This window comes from Brenneria roseae subsp. americana, from assembly GCF_003115815.1.
Taxonomy (GTDB): domain Bacteria; phylum Pseudomonadota; class Gammaproteobacteria; order Enterobacterales; family Enterobacteriaceae; genus Brenneria; species Brenneria roseae.
Genome location: NZ_QDKJ01000023.1, coordinates 14,505 through 30,492 on the forward strand (window position 1 = coordinate 14,505; position 15,988 = coordinate 30,492).

16 protein-coding genes and 1 riboswitch are annotated in these 15,988 nt (G+C 53.0%); of the genes, 7 read left to right on the forward strand and 9 right to left on the reverse strand.

Translation table 11 applies throughout. The annotated features are described in order from the left end of the window. Nucleotides 1-34: 34 nt before the first annotated feature. Nucleotides 35-1,510 (forward strand): aminotransferase-like domain-containing protein, encoded by a 1,476-nt coding sequence (locus B4923_RS19765; protein ID WP_109491417.1) that lies wholly within the window; start codon nt 35-37, stop codon nt 1,508-1,510. A 255-nt stretch (nt 1,511-1,765) separates the two neighbouring features. Here B4923_RS19765 and thiH read toward each other — a convergent pair whose 3' ends face one another. The 7 genes from thiH to rsd form a co-directional block, all read right to left on the reverse strand. Beyond that, complete coding sequence (gene thiH / locus B4923_RS19770; RefSeq protein WP_109491418.1) at nt 1,766-2,896, reverse strand: 2-iminoacetate synthase ThiH; 1,131 nt, start codon at nt 2,894-2,896, stop codon at nt 1,766-1,768. Further along, a complete protein-coding gene (locus tag B4923_RS19775; protein ID WP_109491419.1) occupies nt 2,896-3,678 on the reverse strand; it encodes a thiazole synthase in 783 nt (260 codons plus the stop codon). The genes thiH and B4923_RS19775 overlap by 1 nt, the downstream gene beginning before the upstream one ends. 1 nt (nt 3,679) lies before the next feature. Next, nucleotides 3,680-3,880: a sulfur carrier protein ThiS gene (thiS, locus tag B4923_RS19780; RefSeq protein WP_109491420.1), complete on the reverse strand. Its 201-nt coding sequence runs from the start codon at nt 3,878-3,880 to the stop codon at nt 3,680-3,682. Next, nucleotides 3,877-4,656, reverse strand: coding sequence for a HesA/MoeB/ThiF family protein (locus B4923_RS19785; protein ID WP_109491421.1), 780 nt, complete (start codon nt 4,654-4,656; stop codon nt 3,877-3,879). The genes thiS and B4923_RS19785 overlap by 4 nt, the downstream gene beginning before the upstream one ends. Continuing rightward, nucleotides 4,649-5,323 (reverse strand): thiamine phosphate synthase, encoded by a 675-nt coding sequence (thiE, locus tag B4923_RS19790; RefSeq protein WP_109491422.1) that lies wholly within the window; start codon nt 5,321-5,323, stop codon nt 4,649-4,651. The genes B4923_RS19785 and thiE overlap by 8 nt, the downstream gene beginning before the upstream one ends. Further along, on the reverse strand, nt 5,320-7,266 hold the full coding sequence (gene thiC, locus B4923_RS19795) for a phosphomethylpyrimidine synthase ThiC (RefSeq protein ID WP_109491423.1): 1,947 nt from the start codon (nt 7,264-7,266) through the stop codon (nt 5,320-5,322). Before thiC ends, thiE begins: the two co-directional genes overlap by 4 nt. A 115-nt stretch (nt 7,267-7,381) precedes the next feature. Continuing rightward, a riboswitch (TPP riboswitch) is annotated at nt 7,382-7,522 on the reverse strand. A 140-nt stretch (nt 7,523-7,662) separates the two neighbouring features. Continuing rightward, a complete protein-coding gene (gene rsd, locus B4923_RS19800) occupies nt 7,663-8,124 on the reverse strand; it encodes a sigma D regulator (RefSeq protein ID WP_109491424.1) in 462 nt (153 codons plus the stop codon). A 109-nt stretch (nt 8,125-8,233) separates the two neighbouring features. Here rsd and nudC point away from each other — a divergent pair, with 109 nt between their 5' ends. The 6 genes from nudC to B4923_RS19830 all read left to right on the forward strand — a co-directional run bounded on the left by nudC (nt 8,234) and on the right by B4923_RS19830 (nt 12,678). Then, complete coding sequence (nudC, locus tag B4923_RS19805) at nt 8,234-9,049, forward strand: NAD(+) diphosphatase (protein ID WP_109491425.1); 816 nt, start codon at nt 8,234-8,236, stop codon at nt 9,047-9,049. A gap of 36 nt (nt 9,050-9,085) precedes the next feature. After that, the gene (gene hemE, locus B4923_RS19810) at nt 9,086-10,150 is read left to right on the forward strand and encodes a uroporphyrinogen decarboxylase (RefSeq protein WP_109491426.1); all 1,065 of its coding nucleotides are present in this window, start codon (nt 9,086-9,088) and stop codon (nt 10,148-10,150) included. Between the two features lie 15 nt (nt 10,151-10,165). Next, complete coding sequence (gene nfi / locus B4923_RS19815; RefSeq protein ID WP_109491427.1) at nt 10,166-10,843, forward strand: deoxyribonuclease V; 678 nt, start codon at nt 10,166-10,168, stop codon at nt 10,841-10,843. Between the two features lie 78 nt (nt 10,844-10,921). Then, nucleotides 10,922-11,512: a YjaG family protein gene (locus B4923_RS19820; RefSeq protein ID WP_109491428.1), complete on the forward strand. Its 591-nt coding sequence runs from the start codon at nt 10,922-10,924 to the stop codon at nt 11,510-11,512. 187 nt (nt 11,513-11,699) lie between these two features. Continuing rightward, nucleotides 11,700-11,972, forward strand: a complete 273-nt coding sequence (gene hupA / locus B4923_RS19825; protein ID WP_109491429.1) for a nucleoid-associated protein HU-alpha — start codon at nt 11,700-11,702, stop codon at nt 11,970-11,972. 4 nt (nt 11,973-11,976) lie between these two features. Beyond that, entirely contained in the window at nt 11,977-12,678 is a 702-nt protein-coding gene (locus B4923_RS19830; protein ID WP_109491430.1) for a DUF1481 domain-containing protein, read from the forward strand. Between the two features lie 80 nt (nt 12,679-12,758). Here the strand turns inward: B4923_RS19830 and purD are convergent, their stop codons facing one another. Beyond that, entirely contained in the window at nt 12,759-14,045 is a 1,287-nt protein-coding gene (purD, locus tag B4923_RS19835; protein WP_109491431.1) for a phosphoribosylamine--glycine ligase, read from the reverse strand. Between the two features lie 18 nt (nt 14,046-14,063). Next, complete coding sequence (gene purH / locus B4923_RS19840; protein WP_109491432.1) at nt 14,064-15,653, reverse strand: bifunctional phosphoribosylaminoimidazolecarboxamide formyltransferase/IMP cyclohydrolase; 1,590 nt, start codon at nt 15,651-15,653, stop codon at nt 14,064-14,066. Nucleotides 15,654-15,988: the final 335 nt, after the last annotated feature.

Sequence of the window (15,988 nt, forward strand, 5' to 3'; positions counted from 1 at the left end):
TTATTAATATTTATGATCGTGGGGAATGATACTGATGACGCGCTATCAACATCTTGCCGCGCTGCTGGAGCAGCGAATCGAACAGGGTTTATACCGCAGCGGTGAGCGTCTGCCGTCCGTTCGTGCATTGAGTTCGGAGCATGGCGTGAGTATCAGCACGGTACAACAGGCTTACAATCTGCTGGAAACGCGTCGGCTTATTATGCCGCAGCCCCGTTCGGGTTATTTCGTTGCGCCGCGCAAGGCCGCGCCGCCGATCCCCGCATTGACTCGTCCGGTTCAGCGCCCAGTTGAAATCACCCAGTGGGAATCAGTGCTGGAACTGTTTAATTCCTGCCTGGATAACAGCGCGTTCAACTTTGGCGGTGGCACGCCGGATGTCAATCAGTCGTCGGTCAAGCCCTTGTGGAAGCTCATGAGCCGCTTTTGTCAGCGTCAGGATGAGCGCGTGCTGAACTACGGCAATATGTATGGTGCCAGTGAGTTACGCGAACAGGTTGCGCGTCTGGCGCTGGATAGCGGCTGCCAACTGACCGGGGATGATATCGTTATTACGACGGGCTGTCAGGAAGCGCTGTTTGTCGCGGTGCGAGCGATTTGCGAATCGGGTGATATCGTTGCCGTTGAGTCGCCGACGTTTCCCGGCACGTTACAATTGCTGCGTGGGTTGGGGATCAAAGTGATAGAGATCCCAACCTGCCCGATCTCCGGGATCAGTCTGGATGCGCTTAAGCTGGCGCTGGAGCAGTGGCCGATCAAGGCGGTGCTGCTGGTGCCGACCTGCAATAATCCGCTGGGGTTCTGCATGCCCGATAAGTATAAACAGTCGTTGGTCATGCTGGCGCAGCAGTTTGATCTGGCGATTATTGAGGATGATGCCTATGGTGAGCTGGTCTACGACTATCCACGTCCCAGAACCGTCAAGTCATTCGATGACGATGGTCGGGTACTGCTGTGCAGCTCTTTTTCTAAAACGATTGCGCCGGGTCTGCGCGTGGGCTGGGTAGCTCCGGGACGTTATCTGGAACGGGTGCTGCACATGAAGTACATCAGCACCGGTTATACCGTCACTCACACGCAACTGGCTGTCGCCGAGTTTATCGCCCAGGGACACTATCAGCCCCATCTGCGGCGAATGCGCATGCAGTATAAAGCGAATCTGGATGTGTTTACCTGTCATGTGCGCGAGTATTTCCCCTGCGGGATCTGCGTCAGTCGTCCGCAGGGTGGCTTTCTGATGTGGATTGAACTGCCGGAACATTTTGATTCTCTACGCCTTAACCGTGAGGTGAAGAAGGCGGGGATTCAGATTGCGGCGGGATCGTTGTTTTCCGCCGCCGGTAAATATCGTAACTGCATACGGCTCAATTACGCCTTGCCGTTCACGCAGGAAACGGCGCAGGGGCTGCGCCTAGTTGGCGAGGCCGTGGCGAAAATGTTCAATGAGCATGGGGCTGACGATTGCTGTGTGGAAAGTCCGGTTGGGCCGGGGCAAAACCAAGTGTCCTGAAACCGGATATAGCGTTCATCCCCAAGTCACTACAGACAGGGAAGAGCCGATACAGGTAAGGATAAAACCTGTATCGGCTGTGTGATATGCAGAGCCGATGAGTGGCAAACGCCTCTGGCTGGCAAATCCTGAACAATGACGGGACGTTGCCAGCGATGGATAATGTATGCTCCGCCGCGTCAATTGACGATAAGCAATGCGCCATACCGCGAGGCGCTATCCTGAAAGATGCTTTCGTTGCCGCATCTTCACGCTTTATTGCGATCTTCTTCCCAAATAGCCATCCCAATCTTTCCAGACGGGCTGTAGCCCTGCCCGGATAATCGCTTGCGCCACTTCTTCCGGACGGCGACCGTCGTGCGGTGAAAACTGCTCCAGCTCGGGGTGATGGTCTGCGTAGCCTCCCGGCTGGGTTTTGGAGAACGCGCTGACGTTGTTGATCGCGATAGGGATAGCGTGATCGCGAAAAAAAGGCGATTCACGGGTAGAGAGAGACAGTTCGATATCTGGCGACAACAGCCTGAAAGCACAAATTACCTGCATTAGCTGTGCTTCATCCATCAGTGATGCGGGTTCGATACCACCGGCACAGGGACGTAAACGTGGGAACGAGATGGAATAGCGGCTCTGCCAGTAAGTCTGTTGCAGGTGCAGCAGGTGCTCCGCTACCATGTAGCAATCCGTTCGCCAGCTATCGGAGAGGCCAATCAGCGCGCCCAGCCCGATCTTATCGATCCCCGCCCGCCCGAGGCGATCCGGGGTAGCGAGCCGCCAGTGAAAATCCTGTTTTTGTCCCCTCAGGTGATGTAACTGGTAGGTCGCCGGGTGATAGGTTTCCTGATAGACCATGACGCCATCCAGTCCCAACGTTTTCAGTTCGGCATATTCTTCCTGTGACAGCGGCTGGACTTCAATCATCAGTGAGCTGAAGTGTGGACGAATAAGTGGGAAAACGCGGCGAAAATAATCCATTCCTACTTTACGCTGGTGTTCTCCGGTGACCAGCAACAGATGATCGAACCCCATTTCCTTGATGGCTGCGCACTCACGCAGGATCTCCGCCTCGTCCAGCGTTTTCCGCTTGATATGATTACTCATTGAAAAACCGCAGTAAGTACAATCGTTTGAACACAGATTGGAAAGGTAAAGCGGTACATAAAAACTGACCGTATTACCGAACCGTTGGCGGGTCAACTGCTGTGCGCGTTGCGCCAGCGGTTCCAGATAACGGCTGGCGGCTGGGGAAAGCAGCGCCATGAAATCTTCACGCGTTAGCCGTTGCGCACCCAGCGCACGTTCAACGTCACGTGAGGTTTTGCCGTTGATTCGCAGCGTAAGATCGTCCCAGTCGAGCTGTTCCCAGATGTGCTGAAAATCGCTTCCCATCATCCCACCTCTTCAGTTTGCTGGCGCAGAAATCCGGTTAACGGGCTGGTGGCGCTGGCGATAAACTGTTTACTGCCCAGCCCGGCCTGATTGGCCAACTCCCCGGTTTCCACCGCCATTCTGAACGCTTTTGCCATGCTGACCGGATCGCGTGCTACCGCGATGGCGGTATTGACCAATACCGCATCCGCCCCCATTTCAAGCGCTTCGGTGGCATGACTGGGAGCGCCTATGCCAGCGTCAACCACAACCGGTACCCGTGCTTGTTCAATGATGATGCGGAGAAAATCGCGGGTTTGCAGTCCCTGGTTGGAGCCAATTGGCGCACCCAGCGGCATCACGGCGGCACATCCTACTTCTTCCAGCCGTTTACAAAGTACCGGGTCGGCGCCGCAGTAGGGCAATACAACAAACCCCTCTTTGACCAGCTGTTCGGCGGCTTTCAGGGTTTCAATCGGGTCGGGGAGTAAGTATTTCATATCCGGGTGGATTTCCAGCTTCACCCAGTGTGTCCCCAAAGCCTCGCGCGCCAGTCGGGCCGCAAAGATCGCCTCATCAGCCGTTTTGGCGCCTGAGGTGTTCGGCAATAGTTTGATGCCGAGTTGCCGCAGCGGCGTGAGAATGCCGTCGTTTCCGCTTTTTAAATCAACGCGCTTCATGGCCATGGTCACCAGCTGTGAGCCTGACGCTTGTAACGCGGCCAGCATGATATCGGGTGTAGCAAATTTTCCGGTGCCGGTGAGCAGCCGGGATGTAAATGTGGTATCGGCAATGTGCAGCATGTCATCCTCCCGCGATTGCCTGAAAAAGCAAAATATCATCACCGTCCTGAACCTGATGCTGAGACCAGGTGTCGCGCGGGATAATGGTTTGGTTGATCGCCAAGGCGATGCCGGGTTGCTGCCGGTTGAGCCTGGTCAGCAGGGCATCGATGGTAATAGCCTTATCGAGCTCGAGCGTCTCGTCATTGAGCGTGATTTTCATGTTGCCGCTCCGCATATCGGGCAGTGCCTGGCCCGCGTCAGCTGGAGGGTATTCCAGCTCTGCTGTTTGCCATCAAACAGACGAAGTTTACCGTTCAGCGCGGAGGGCAATCCTGCCAATAGTTTGATGGCTTCCAGCGCCTGGAGCGTGCCGATGACGCCGACGACCGGACCAAGAACACCGGCAGTACGGCAGTTGCGTTGTGGTTCGGTGGCATCGGGATACAGACAGGCATAACAACCATGTTGATAGGGCGGCGTCAGAACCAGTAGCTGTCCGCTGAAGCCGACAGCGCTGCCGCTGATTAATGGTTTGTTTGCTTTAATGCAGGCGGCGTTAATGGCGTGACGCGTTTCCATATTGTCGCTGCAATCCAGAACCAGATCGGCTTTACTGACCGCCTTGTACAAGGCGGCATCTGCCAACCTTTCGGTTAGCGCGATGTATTCCGTCTGAGGATTCAATGCCTGCAACTGCTGCTGTGCCAGCATGGCTTTGGGCTTATCGGTATCGCGGGTGCGATAGAGAATCTGCCGTTGCAGATTACTGATATGCAGCGTGTCGCCGTCAGCCAGCAACAGCGTGCCGATGCCAGCAGCAGCCAGATACAGAGATGCCGGCGCGCCTAATCCACCCAATCCGACCAGCAATACGCTGCTGGATCTGATTTTTTCCTGCCCTTCGGGACCAATATCTTCCAGCAGCAATTGGCGGCTGTAGCGCAGGAACTCCCGATCGCTCAGGCTGCCGCGTTTGGTCTTATGATTATCAGACATCTCCCACCTCCCGCCCTTCGATCATGTTGAGCAGTGTGGCGGTAGCCTGACGCCAGTCCGGGGCCTGAGTGATCGCACTGACAACAGCAATACTGCCGACGCCTGTTGCTAATACCGCGGGGACTTTATCGATGCTGATGCCCCCAATGGCGACGGTTGGGAATCGACCTTGCAGGTCAGCAATGTGTCTGGCCAGTTCAATAACCCCCTGTGGTGAAGAGGGCATGGCTTTCGTTTGCGTAGGGAAAATGTGTCCCAGCGCAATGTAAGATGGATTCACGGCAATCGCGCGGGCCAGTTCGTCGTCGTCATGAGTGGAGAGGCCGAGGCGTAGTCCCGCCTGTTTGACGGCGGTCAGATCGGCCGTGTCCAGATCTTCCTGCCCCAGATGAACGCCATAGGCCTGATGCTTGATCGCCAGTTGCCAGTAATCATTGATAAACAGCCGCGCCCGATAATGTCGGCCTAATGCGATCGCCTGAACGATATCGTCTTCAACCTGCTCATCGGGCAGGTCTTTAATCCGTAGTTGAATTGTTTTTACGCCGACGCTAAGTAAACGTTCAATCCATTCCACGCTGTCCACCACCGGGTAAAGACCCAACTGTTGCGCAGTCGGCGGAAACGGGGCCGCGGCTTGTGGTGAGGTAATACGTTCCGAAGTCATTTGCCGCCCTCCGTTTGCAGACTGGCGGCACTGTGGTATAGCTCACTGCCGCGGGAACGGAATTCCTGAGACATCTGCGCCATGCCGATTTCAATGGGTTTGGCCTTGGCCTCCTGTTTCGCGGCATAGTCACGCACTTCCTGTGAAATTTTCATGGAGCAGAACTTGGGCCCGCACATGGAACAGAAATGGGCGACTTTACCGGACTCCTGCGGCAGGGTTTCATCGTGATAGGCGCGAGCGGTTTCGGGATCCAGCGCCAGATTGAACTGATCTTCCCAGCGGAATTCGAAACGCGCTTTTGACATGGCGTTGTCGCGGATCTGCGCCCCCGGATGCCCTTTGGCAAGATCGGCGGCATGAGCTGCGATCTTGTAGGTAATCAGTCCTTGTTTAACATCTTCCTTGTTGGGTAAACCGAGGTGCTCTTTCGGGGTGACGTAACACAACATGGCGCAGCCAAACCAGCCGATCATCGCCGCGCCGATACCGGACGTAAAATGATCGTAACCCGGTGCGATATCGGTGGTCAGTGGACCGAGCGTATAGAACGGCGCTTCGTGGCAGTGCTCCAGTTCCTCAGTCATGTTGCGGCGGATCATCTGCATCGGCACATGGCCGGGACCTTCGATCATCACCTGTACATCATATTCCCAGGCGATCTTGGTCAGTTCTCCCAGCGTGTGTAGTTCGGCGAACTGCGCTTCATCGTTGGCATCCTGAATGGAACCGGGACGCAATCCGTCTCCCAGCGACAGCGCGACGTCATAGGCGGCGCAGATTTCGCAGATTTCACGGAAGTGTTCATACAGGAAACTTTCTTTATGGTGCGACAGACACCATTTGGCCATGATGGAGCCACCGCGGGACACGATGCCGGTCAGGCGTTTGGCGGTCATGGGGACATAGCGCAGCAGCACGCCGGCATGAATGGTGAAGTAATCGACGCCCTGTTCCGCCTGTTCCAGCAGCGTATCGCGGAACATGTCCCAGTTCAGGTTTTCCGCTACGCCGTTTACTTTCTCCAGCGCCTGATAGATCGGCACGGTCCCGATGGGCACCGGGCTGTTGCGCAGGATCCATTCGCGGGTTTCGTGAATATACCGGCCGGTGGAAAGATCCATCACGGTATCCGCGCCCCAGCGGGTTGACCAGACCAGTTTTTCAACTTCTTCCTCAATGGAGGAGGTGACCGCTGAATTGCCAATATTGGCATTAACCTTCACCAGAAAGTTACGGCCAATAATCATCGGTTCCGATTCAGGGTGGTTAATATTAGCGGGAATGATGGCCCGTCCGGCGGCGACTTCCTGCCGGACAAATTCCGGTGTGATGTTCTCGGGTAAATGCGCGCCAAAGCTTTGTCCCGGATGCTGGTGACGCAGTACATCGCCATGAATCCGTTCGCGGCCCATATTTTCACGGATCGCGATAAATTCCATTTCCGGCGTAATGATACCCTGACGAGCGTAATGCAACTGGGTGACGCACTTTCCGGCTTTGGCGCGCCGAGGGCGCGGCAAATGCTCGAAGCGAAGGTGATCCAGACCGGCATCCGCAAGGCGCTGCTGGGTAAAATCAGAACTGACGCCAGATAGCGCTTCAGTATCGTGACGTTCGGCGATCCAGCCTGCTCTGATTTTTTCCAGCCCAACCCGGACATCAGGGCGTGACGTTGGGTCTCCGTAAGGGCCGGCCGTATCATAAACCGGGATAGGCTCGTTCGGTTCATATTGCGGTGTATCCTTGCTGCCACCGACTAATGTCGGACTCAGTTGGATTTCACGCATCGGCACGCGGATATCTTCGCGTGAGCCGGTCAGGTAAATACGCAGCGAATTGGGAAACGCCATGCCCTGCAACGTATCAATGAATTGTTGCGCGGCGGCACGTTGCTCACGACGGCCAGGTTTGGATGGTTTTAATAATGGTTCTGTAGACATAGCAAGTTCCTGTAAGACGTAAAGGGAAAATTGCTTGTCTGGAGACGGAGGGAGTAATAATGGGTATCAAGTTGCATAGAGGGGCGTGTGTAAAAACGCTGTCTATGACTCAATGAGACGAATTACTCTTGTTCCCTTCGCAGGTATTAACCCGATCAGGTTCCGCGGATCCCGAATTAACGGTCTCAGCCTGTTCGCTTGAATCGCCTCCCAAATGGAAGAAACCAACACGTCCTAGGCACTCCGACAAGATTAGCCCGTTCATTAAACGGGCTGATTAAAACGCTGACACTTTATGATGATGACGCGGTCATGTCAAAGAGCGTCGAGCGTATCAGCGGGAAGCATCACGTCTTTAATGAATCGTCGTCGATGCTATCGCCAATAAAAATAAGGCTAATTATCGAAAATCAGCCGGATCATGGCGTCTTCCTGCGTAAAACGTTCAGCTAAAGCCTCACCAACGCTGGAAAGCGCCTGCTGAAATTCGAGGCAGTTATCATGATCAATCGCAGCCGCCAAATGGCTGTCGTAAAATTCCATAATATGCTGAGTGTTGTTTTGTAACGCGAGCTCAAGCTGCGCCGAACGGGCCAGTTTTTGTTCGCTGAGGGTTGCGGCTTCATGCAACATCTTTTCATAGACATGAAAATGGCCGGCCGAAAGATAATCCACCAGATTATGACAAAAATTATCCAGTGCATCTTCATCCAGACGCGAGAGTGTGTCTTTATTGGGCTTGATGCCAACCAGATGATAGTACGCGACCAGAAGCTGCTTGCGTGCTTGTAGCCACTGGTCGATTAACGCATTATTGCCACCAACATAGTCAGTCAGGCTTTGTAACTGGTTTAGCATTGTTGGACTCCGTGAACGGTAAGAAATAACTGAAATGTTAGTTATAAAACTTATGTCATCACTCAGAATGTAAAATGCCAGTGAAGTGAGAGTGGAGCAATAAAAAGATATGGAACAGACGCTAAAAGGTGATGAGATTGGCTGGTGGATTGTCAGTGACGCAGGACAGATCTGGCTTCCTCAGGGAGAACTGCCGCAGGGAACGGCATCGTCCTGGTCATTGCAGGGCGCGACCGGACGTAGAATCGGTGAATGGCAAGGTCTGCCCGTATGGTTGGTTTGCCAGAGCAAAAATCAAGCGATGACATCCGTCCGCCAACTCATCGATCGGGAGGTGGGATTATTCCAACTGGCGGGGCGCGGTGTACAACTGGCCGAGTTTTATCGTTCCCATCGCTTTTGCGGTTACTGCGGTCATGAAATGGTGCTGAGTAAAACCGAACTGGCGTGCCTGTGTCACCATTGCAGGGAACGTTATTATCCACAGATCGCGCCCTGTATCATTGTGGCGATCCGTCGTGGTGATGAAATTCTGCTGGCGCAACACCATCGCCATCGCGGCAATATGTACACGGTACTGGCTGGTTTTGTCGAAGTGGGCGAAACGCTGGAGCAGACGGTGGCGCGTGAGGTGATGGAAGAGAGCCAGATTCAGATTAAGAACCTGCGCTATATCAGCTCTCAACCCTGGCCTTTTCCCCATTCTCTGATGATGGCGTTCATGGCTGATTATGCGGGGGGTGACATTAAGCACGACCCGAAAGAGCTACGTGACGCCGCCTGGTTCCGATATGATCGGTTACCGCTTTTACCTCCGCCAGGAACGGTGGCCCGTCGTCTTATCGAGGATACGGTCGTGTTGTGCCGCGCCTGGGATGAGAACAGTGGCGAACATGCTACCATTCACCCAGATAATGATAAGTGACTACGTTAAGCATCATAATGCCTAAAGGAAAATGACATGACTGATCTGAAAAACGATCGCTATTTGCGGGCGTTGCTGCGCCAGCCTGTTGACGTGACGCCAGTTTGGATGATGCGTCAGGCGGGGCGATATCTGCCGGAGTACAAAGCAACGCGCGCGCAGGCCGGCGATTTTATGTCGCTGTGTAAAAATGCGGAGCTGGCCTGCGAAGTCACGTTACAACCCCTGCGGCGTTATCCCCTTGATGCGGCCATTTTGTTTTCAGACATTCTGACTATTCCGGATGCCATGGGCCTTGGCCTCTATTTTGAAGCGGGAGAGGGTCCTCGCTTTCAGTCCCCTATCGTCAGCCATGCCGATGTCGTCAAATTACCGATCCCCGATCCGGAACAGGAACTGGGCTATGTGATGAATGCGGTACGCACTATTCGCAGCAACCTTGCGGGAGCGGTGCCGCTGATAGGTTTTTCTGGCAGTCCCTGGACGCTGGCGACCTATATGGTTGAAGGCGGCAGCAGCAAGGCCTTTACCATCATTAAAAAAATGATGTTTGCGGAACCGCAAACGCTGCATTTGTTGCTGGACAAGCTGGCCGACAGCGTCATTCTTTATCTGAATGCCCAAATCCAGGCGGGCGCGCAAGCGGTGATGGTTTTTGATACCTGGGGCGGCGTGTTGAGCGGTCGTGATTATCGGGAATTCTCCCTCCACTACATGCACAAGATCATCGATGGATTACAGCGTGAAAACGAAGGTCGTCGCGTGCCTGTCACCCTGTTTACCAAAGGAGGCGGGCAATGGCTGGAAGCTATCGCGGAAACCGGCTGTGACGCCATTGGGTTGGATTGGACGAGCGACATTGCCGATGCCCGGCGTCGGGTAGGCGATAAGATCGCGATACAGGGCAATATGGACCCGTCCGTACTGTATGCGCCGCCAGCCAGAATCGAGCAGGAAGTGGCATCCGTTCTTGCGGGGTTTGGTCACGGTAGCGGGCATGTATTCAATCTGGGACACGGTATTCATCAGGATGTACCGCCAGAGCATGCCGGCGCCTTTGTTGACGCGGTACACGCGTTATCCCGCGCTTACCATCAGTAAATCAAAGGAAATAAGGTGATTGATACTCAGCAGCTAAAGGCTGAACAGTTGGCTCGCGCCTCAGAGGTGATTCGTCATGACGATTTGCCGTTTGAGCAGCCTGCGTTTATCGCGGGGGCGGATGTCGGGTTTGAGCAGGAAGGTACAGTGACCCGAGCGGCTATTGCGATTATGCGATATCCCTCTCTGGAGCTGGTGGAGTACAAAATCGCGCGTATCGGTACGACGATGCCGTATATTCCCGGCTTTCTCTCTTTTCGCGAGTGTCCGGGATTGTTGGCTGTCTGGGATAAGTTGGAACAGAAACCGGATTTGATTTTTGTCGATGGACACGGGATTTCCCATCCGCGTCGGCTGGGCGTCGCCAGCCATTTCGGATTGTTGGTTAACGTTCCAACGATTGGCGTGGCCAAAAGCCGGCTGTGCGGGCATTTTGACCCTTTGCCGGATAATATCGGCAGTCAGCAGCCGCTGTTGGATAAAGGCGAACAGATTGGCTGGGTATGGCGCAGCAAAGCGCGTTGCAATCCGTTATTTGTGGCGACGGGGCATCGGGTTGGCACGGACAGTGCGCTGCAATGGGTCAAACGTTGCATGCGAGGTTATCGCTTACCTGAACCGACGCGCTGGGCGGATGCGGTGGCCTCTAATCGTCCCGCGTTTCAGCGCTGGCAACAACACAATCTGCGATAGAAATTTTAGGAATTCAGGAATAGGGCGTAGCGGTAATTTCAGGTACACTGCCGCCCATAGCCGTTAATGAGCATAAAAATGTTACGTAACCCCATTCATTTGCGTTTGGAAAAGTTGGGAAGCTGGCAGCATGTCACGTTTATGGCATGCCTTTGCGAGCGTATGTACCCTAATTATCACGAGTTCTGCCGTCAGACAGCATTCGGTGATGCGATGATTTACCGCCGTATTCTCGATCTCGTTTGGGAAACGTTGGTAGTAAAAGATGCAAAGATTAATTTTGATAGCCAGTTGGAAAAGCTGGAAGAAGCGATTCCGGCATCCGATGACTTTACTATTTATGGCGTTTACCCGGCCATTGACGCCTGTATTGCGCTGGGTGAACTGATCCATTCCCGTTTAAGCGGTGAGACGCTGGAGCATGCGGTTGCTATCAGTGAAGCGTCAATCCGTACCGTTGCCATGCTTGAAATGACGCAGGCGGGCAAAGAGATGACGGATGAAGAACTGAATGGATTGCCAGCCATTGAAGATGAATGGGATATTCAGTGGGAAATTTTCCGCCTGTTGGCTGCCTGCGAAGAACGTGATATCGAGTTGATTAAAGGGCTTCGTTCCGATCTGCGTGAGGCGGGAAGCAGTAATATTGGGATAAATTTACACCAATAACGCAATAAAACGTGATTTAAGGCCTGAAATGGCGTGTCTTAAGGCTTCACATCCGCACCCTGTCTGGTCTACATTTGGGGGGCGTAAAAAAAGTGGCTGTCGGTGCGTGTATGCAGGAGAGTGCTATTATTGCATATCCGTCGCACTCGATGCTTAGCAAGCGATAAACACACTGTAAGGATAACTTATGAATAAGACTCAACTGATTGATGTAATTGCAGACAAAGCTGATTTGTCAAAAGCACAAGCGAAAGTGGCATTGGAATCAACTCTGGCAGCAATTACCGAGTCTCTGAAAGAAGGTGATGCAGTACAATTAGTTGGTTTTGGTACATTTAAAGTCAACCATCGTAATGAGCGCACTGGCCGCAACCCGCAAACTGGTAAAGAAATCAAAATTGCTGCTGCCAACGTGCCAGCATTTGTTGCAGGCAAGGCTCTGAAAGACGCTGTTAAGTAAGATCATGTCGGTTAAGAGTTTAAGCAGAGGGGCGGTTGCGCCCCTTTTGCTTTTGTTACGCCCGCTGTGGTTTGGCGCGATAATCATCGTGACCATTGCCTGCAGCAGTCACACCACTCCACCTTCGACGTTTGCCAGTGGCTATATCGCCGATCGCGGCGTTGTGCGTCTGTGGCGTAAAGATGACTCTCAACATGGCACGACTTCCCTGATGACGGTCTATCGTCCGCTTCAGGAAGAAGATACCGTTATTACGCGTTATTCGTACCAGCAGGACAAGGTACGGGAAATCCAGAAAACCCGTCTGGGAACGCAGAAAGATGAAGTACGTATACGGTTTACGGAAGAGGGAACCGTGAGTTTTATGCAGCGTCAATTGGCAGAGCGGCGTGAACTGATCTCTGATGATGAGATTGCGTTGTATCAGTTTGATGCAAAACGAATACTGGAACTCAGTGATGTCCTGCGGGCAGGTAAGGTTCTTCTGAAACAGGGTAAATGGCAAGATGGGCAAGTCATTACCTGTGATGGAAAAAGCGTCCGCCCCAGTTTTGACAGATCTTCACGTGAATGGATCGCCCAGCGAAATCAACACGCGCATGGCGTGCTGAATATTGCCTGGCTGGAAGGCCCGGAAGGTGTTCAACTGCTGCTGATGGCGGAAGATAACTTTTGCCAGTGGGAATCGGCAATAGAAAAGTCATAACGTATAGCCAATCGGCTACTGATGGATTTTATGTCTGTACGGGGCATAAAAAACCCGGATTTCTCCGGGCTTGTCGTTTATCAGGCTTGTTCACGCTCAATGGCGCGATAGCCAATGTCTTTCCGGCAAAAACTTCCTTGCCATTGAATCCCGTCCGCCAGTTCGTATGCCCGTTTTTGTGCTGCGGCAACGGTATCACCCAATGCTGTCACACACAGAACACGCCCGCCATTCGTAACAACGTCCTTATCGTTTAACCTGGTGCCCGCATGGAAGACTTTTCCGTCTTCTGCATCCTGCTGCGGCAGCCCGGAAATAACGTCACCCGTGTTGTAATCGCCAGGGTATCCGCCTGCCGCCAGCACTACGCCTAACGACGGACGATCGTCCCAGACAGAGTCTTTCTCATCCAACTTGCCAGCACAGGCTGCCAGACACAGCTCTACCAGATCTGAACGCATACGCAGCATAATGGGCTGTGTTTCCGGATCGCCAAAACGGCAGTTAAATTCAATGACTTTGGGCTGACCATCAGCGGAAATCATCAGGCCAGCATACAGGAAGCCGGTATAGACATTGCCTTCTGCCGCCATACCTTTAACCGTTGGCCAAATCACCTGATCCATTACGCGTTGATGAACATCGTCCGTCACCACCGGAGCGGGAGAGTAAGCGCCCATACCACCCGTGTTTGGGCCGGTATCTTTATCGCCTACTCGCTTATGATCCTGGCTGGTGGCCATCGGTAGTACGTTTTCACCATCAACCATCACGATAAAACTGGCTTCTTCACCGTCCAGGAACTCTTCCACTACGATACGATGGCCCGCATCACCAAACGCGTTACCAGCCAGCATATCCTGAATCGCATTTTCAGCTTCCTGTTGTGTCATCGCAACAATGACGCCTTTACCGGCAGCCAAACCGTCCGCTTTGATCACGATAGGCGCACCTTTGGCACGCACGTAGGCCAAAGCCGGTTCGACTTCGGTAAAGTTCTGATATTCGGCCGTCGGGATTTTATGACGGGCGAGGAAATCCTTGGTAAAGGCTTTTGAACCTTCTAGCTGGGCGGCAGCCTGAGTCGGGCCAAAAATTTTCAGACCAGCATCACGAAATGCATCGACTACGCCAATAACCAGAGGGGCTTCCGGGCCGACAATGGTTAAACCAATATCGTTCGCTTGCGCAAAAGCGAGCAGCGCGGGGATATCTGTCGCGGAAATGTCGACATTAATCAGTGACGGCTCCAGTGCGGTACCGGCGTTGCCTGGCGCAACATAAACTTTATCTGCCAGCGGAGACTGTGCGGCTTTCCAGGCAAGCGCATGTTCACGTCCACCATTACCAATAATTAATATGTTCATATCAAGTCTGCTCCGGAATTAATGGCGGAAATGGCGCATATCGGTAAAGATCATCGCTATGCCGTGTTCGTTAGCCGCGGCAATAACTTCATCGTCACGAATGGAACCACCTGGTTGGATAACGCAGGTAATGCCGACCGCAGCTGCTGCATCAATGCCATCGCGGAACGGGAAGAAAGCATCGGAGGCCATCGCGGAACCTTTGACTTCCAGACCTTCATCGCCAGCTTTGATACCGGCGATCTTCGCAGAGTAAACGCGGCTCATTTGTCCTGCGCCTATGCCGATGGTCATATTGTCACGGGCGTAGACAATCGCATTGGATTTGACGAACTTGGCCACTTTCCAACAGAACAGTGCATCGCGTAATTCTTGCTCGCTGGGCTGACGTTCAGTCACAACACGTAGCTGAGAGGCATCAACCATACCCAGGTCACGATCCTGTACCAGCAGCCCACCGTTGACACGTTTGAAATCCAGGCCAGGAATACGTTGTTGCCATTCACCGCAGGTAAGGACACGGACGTTTTGCTTGGCGGCTGTCACTTTTAAAGCGGCTTCACTGACGGAAGGGGCGATAATCACTTCTACAAACTGGCGGCTGATGATGGCTTGTGCGGTTTCTTCATCCAGTTCGCGATTAAACGCGATGATGCCGCCAAAAGCTGACGTTGGATCGGTTTTATAGGCGCGTTCGTAAGCATCAAGGATAGAACCGCCTGTGGCAACGCCGCACGGGTTGGCATGTTTCACAATTACGCAGGCTGCGTCAGTAAACTCTTTCACACATTCCAACGCGGCGTCAGTATCCGCGATATTGTTGTAAGACAGCGCCTTGCCCTGTAACTGATGAGACGTTGCAACGGATGCTTCAGTCACATTCTCTTCTATATAGAAGGCCGCCTGCTGATGGCTGTTCTCGCCATAGCGCATATCTTGCTTCTTGATGTAATTCAGGTTCAGTGTACGAGGGAAATGACCCGACGGTTTATCTGTCTCACCATGATAGGCGGGAACCAGCGCACCGAAATAGTTTGCGATCATGCTGTCGTAAGCCGCCGTGTGCTCGAACGCTTTGATAGCCAGATCAAAACGGGTTTCATAAGTCAGAGAACCGTCGTTGGCGTCGATTTCATTAATGATGGTGGTGTAATCGCCGCTTTTGACTACGATAGCGACATCTTTATGGTTTTTGGCAGCGGAACGAACCATGGTTGGACCACCGATATCGATATTCTCGATGGCATCTTCCAGCGTACAGTTTTCACGGGCTACCGTCTGGGCAAAGGGATAAAGGTTCACGACAACCATATCAATCGGTTTGATGTCGTGCTGCGTCATGATGGCATCATCCTGACCGCGACGGCCCAGAATGCCACCATGAACCTTCGGGTGCAGGGTTTTGACTCGTCCATCCATCATTTCCGGGAATCCGGTATAGTCTGATACCTCTGTTACCGGCAAACCCGCATCGGCCAGCAAACGCGCTGTGCCTCCGGTAGAAAGAAGCTCGACGCCACGTTGGGACAGAGCCTGAGCAAATTCGACAATACCTGCTTTGTCAGAAACGCTGAGCAGAGCGCGGCGGATAGGACGACGTTGTTGCATGATGATTTTATCCCTTGGATTTGGGTAGTCATTAAAGAACGTTACGTGAATATCGTCTTCTTCTTCAAAGCGATTTTGCGAGATAAAGAAAAAATTCAGTTAGCGTTCACAAAAAAGGTCATATTTTGAGGCGGTAGAATTGTAGCGAAAACGTTTGCGTGATGCTCGTCTAATTTTAATTAGAATCCATTCTGTGGATAAGTTTGTGCAAAAGAGGGTATAAAGCAGGATTTTGCTGTGGAATGCAGCAAACAGTTATTTTTATGCAAAATACCTATTGCGGACAGCGGAGAAGTCCCTATAATGCGCCTCCACTGACACGGCAACGGCGGCTT

Excerpts from the sequence above, each read along its gene's own strand:
- B4923_RS19765 (WP_109491417.1), top strand. The coding sequence starts at position 35 with ATGACGCGCTATCAACATCTTGCCGCGCTGCTGGAGCAGCGAATCGAA.
- thiH (WP_109491418.1), bottom strand. The coding sequence starts at position 2,896 with ATGGGAAGCGATTTTCAGCACATCTGGGAACAGCTCGACTGGGACGAT.
- B4923_RS19775 (WP_109491419.1), bottom strand. The coding sequence starts at position 3,678 with ATGCTGCACATTGCCGATACCACATTTACATCCCGGCTGCTCACCGGC.
- thiS (WP_109491420.1), bottom strand. The coding sequence starts at position 3,880 with ATGAAAATCACGCTCAATGACGAGACGCTCGAGCTCGATAAGGCTATT.
- B4923_RS19785 (WP_109491421.1), bottom strand. The coding sequence starts at position 4,656 with ATGTCTGATAATCATAAGACCAAACGCGGCAGCCTGAGCGATCGGGAG.
- thiE (WP_109491422.1), bottom strand. The coding sequence starts at position 5,323 with ATGACTTCGGAACGTATTACCTCACCACAAGCCGCGGCCCCGTTTCCG.
- thiC (WP_109491423.1), bottom strand. The coding sequence starts at position 7,266 with ATGTCTACAGAACCATTATTAAAACCATCCAAACCTGGCCGTCGTGAG.
- rsd (WP_109491424.1), bottom strand. The coding sequence starts at position 8,124 with ATGCTAAACCAGTTACAAAGCCTGACTGACTATGTTGGTGGCAATAAT.
- nudC (WP_109491425.1), top strand. The coding sequence starts at position 8,234 with ATGGAACAGACGCTAAAAGGTGATGAGATTGGCTGGTGGATTGTCAGT.
- hemE (WP_109491426.1), top strand. The coding sequence starts at position 9,086 with ATGACTGATCTGAAAAACGATCGCTATTTGCGGGCGTTGCTGCGCCAG.
- B4923_RS19820 (WP_109491428.1), top strand. The coding sequence starts at position 10,922 with ATGTTACGTAACCCCATTCATTTGCGTTTGGAAAAGTTGGGAAGCTGG.
- hupA (WP_109491429.1), top strand. The coding sequence starts at position 11,700 with ATGAATAAGACTCAACTGATTGATGTAATTGCAGACAAAGCTGATTTG.
- B4923_RS19830 (WP_109491430.1), top strand. The coding sequence starts at position 11,977 with ATGTCGGTTAAGAGTTTAAGCAGAGGGGCGGTTGCGCCCCTTTTGCTT.
- purD (WP_109491431.1), bottom strand. The coding sequence starts at position 14,045 with ATGAACATATTAATTATTGGTAATGGTGGACGTGAACATGCGCTTGCC.
- purH (WP_109491432.1), bottom strand. The coding sequence starts at position 15,653 with ATGCAACAACGTCGTCCTATCCGCCGCGCTCTGCTCAGCGTTTCTGAC.